The organism is Candidatus Angelobacter sp. (assembly GCA_035607015.1).
Lineage (GTDB): Bacteria > Verrucomicrobiota > Verrucomicrobiia > Limisphaerales > AV2 > AV2.
In genome coordinates this window covers 1-2653 of record DATNDF010000188.1, presented here as the reverse complement: position 1 = coordinate 2653, position 2653 = coordinate 1, and the positions used below count along the sequence as shown (strand labels likewise).

The window sequence follows — 2653 nt, the reverse complement described above, 5'->3', positions numbered from 1 at the left end:
CAGGGACACGCAGCGATGGGATTCAGCGTTGCGGGTGCAAACGAACACATTAATGCCGGAACGGCGTGGAGGCTGGCTGGCGATCCGCCCGGCACACTGCAAACGCCGGTTCTCTACACGTCGAGCACCGCCGCCTACAATCCTCCCGGCGATCCGGGCGGTGCGGGAGGGCGTCGATGGGGCGACTTTTCCTACACCAGTCTGGATCCAAACGACGACATGACCTTGTGGACGATCCAGGAGTTTTGCGATTCGCTGAATTCCTACGGCGTCCGCGTGGCCAGGCTTCTCGCACCCCCACCGGCAATTCCTTTTGGTTGTGATCCTTCGTCGGTACCTGCCGGATCTTCCAACGTAGATCTAGTCGTGTCCGGATTGTCCGTCGGCGGCGCGGGCTTTTTCGATCCTGGCCCAGGTTTTCCCGACCGCATCGCAGCCCTCGTCAATGGCGGAGGCGTGACCGTCAATCACGTGACCTACAATGATCCGGTACATCTGACGTTGAACGTCACGGTGATTCCGGGCGCCACTAACGGTTCGCGCACAATTACCGTGACCAATCCGGATGGACAGTCTGCCACGAGTTCCTCCGGCCTTTTGGGTATCGTCGGCGGTGGGACAACAAACACACCTCCAACAATCGCCATTACAAGTCCGACAAACAACACGGCCTTTACAGCCCCTGCTAATATTTCTGTCACCGCCAATGCCTCCGATAATGACGGAATTGTCAACAAGGTTGAGTTCTTCGGGGGCGCAATCAGCCTGGGTGAGTCCACGAACGCTCCCTACTCTCTGGTCTGGAGCAACGTTGCGGCGGGATCCTACACGCTGACGGCCACGGCCACGGACAACATTGGCGCGGTGACGATTTCCGATCCAGTCACAATTTCAGTAGTGCAGACCGTCCCCGGGGCCGTTTCCCTGGTCAACGTGACTGCCGATGTCAGTCAGGCTCATTTTTCTTTCCAAACGCAGAGTGGCGTAGGCTACACGGTCCAGTTCACGGACTCGCTTGACCCAGTTGCCTGGCAAACGCTTTCAGTCCTGAACGGAAACGGTTCGATTACGAACATCACCGATACGAGTCTCGCCGGCGCCGAAAGATTCTACCGTGTCATCGCGAAATGATTTCGCGCCCGGCGAGTTTCAAGACACCGAGGAAGCGGCTTCGTTGTCATGCTTTGTTCATTATGATAGAGATGTAACCGGAAGCCGATGCATAAGTACCGCAGATTCCTCCAATATGCGCGTCCGCATTGGCATTCTTTCGCGTTGATCTTCATCGCCACGCTGGCGGCGTCCGCTCTCGCCGCGCTGCAGCCGTGGCCAATGAAGCTGCTCGTGGACCACGTCCTGGGTCATGATCCGCTGCCACACTGGCTTCAGACCCTCTTGGCCACGCTGTCGCTGGAACCAACACCGTCTCGGCTCCTGTTGCTCATCGTCGCAGCGGGGCTTGCTCTCTTCGCGTTGAATGGCGCGCTTGAAGTCACGCTGACCTGGGCGTGGACCCTGTCCGGGCGGCGGATGGTGTACGATCTGGCGGAAGAGTTGTACGCCCGTTTGCAGCGTCGCTCGTTGCTTTACCACACCCGCCATGCCGTCGGTGACACGATGGGCCGTGTGGTGACCGACAGCTGGTGCGTGTATCAGGTATTCGATGCCTGCCTGTTCGCGCCGGCGCACGCGCTGTTGACGATGCTGGTCATGATCGTGCTCATGGCACAATCAGATGTCGCCCTCACACTATTGGCGCTGGCCACCGCGCCTTTTATGCTGGGCGCGTCATTCCTGGTCGGCAAACCGTTGCGCGCGGCCGCGAAGTTGAAGCGCGACATTGAGACGCGTATCCAGTCGCACCTTCAACAAACCCTCACCGGTATTCCGGTGGTGCAGGCATTCGCGCAGGAAGCCCGCGAAGAGGAGCGGTTTCATCAGTTCGCGGACGCGGCCATCGCGGCCCAGCAGCGCAGCACGCTCATTGGCAGCGTCAACAGCCTTGCCTCCGGCCTGGTCACCACGCTGGGCATCGGGGTCATTCTGTGGGTGGGCGCGCGCCACGTGATGAGCGGTGGCCTCAGCATCGGCAGTCTCCTCGTTTTTCTCGTTTACCTGACACTGTTGCAGAACCAGATGAAGGTCCTCACGGAAGTGAACACAAAGCTGCAGGGTTTCAGCGCGAGCGTCGATCGCGTCTTTGGAGTAATCGACAGTGAACCGGATCTCAAGGAAATGCCCGGCGCGATTCAACTGGTTTCGGCACGCGGCCATGTACGGCTGGAAAATGTCCTCTTCGGCTACGAGCCGGATCAGGCGGTACTCCGGGGCGTTTCACTGGAAGCCCTTCCCGGCCAGATTGTCGCCATTGTCGGGGCGACGGGCGCAGGCAAAACCACGCTGGTTAATCTGCTGCCCCGGTTCTTCGATCCCTGGCAGGGCCGCGTTCTGATGGACGGTTGTGATTTGCGCGACCTCGGATTGAGAAGTCTGCGCGCACAAATCGCGTTTGTCCTGCAGGAGCCCTTCCTCTTCCCCGTGTCGGTCGCCGGAAACATCGCCTTCGGCCGGCCGGAGTCGGCACGCGGGGAGATCGAAGCCGCCGCGCGCGCGGCAAATGCCCACGAGTTCATCCGACGCCTTCCGCAGGGTT

Annotated in this window: 2 protein-coding genes; both read left to right on the top strand. The window is 60.0% G+C overall.

Annotated elements, in window-relative coordinates:
* A partial coding sequence (locus VN887_07620) for an Ig-like domain-containing protein (protein ID HXT39874.1) occupies window positions 1-1131 on the top strand: 1131 nt, incomplete at its 5' end.
* A gap of 87 nt (window positions 1132-1218) precedes the next feature.
* Window positions 1219-2653: ABC transporter ATP-binding protein (locus VN887_07615; GenBank protein HXT39873.1), on the top strand; the 1435-nt coding region annotated here is incomplete at its 3' end.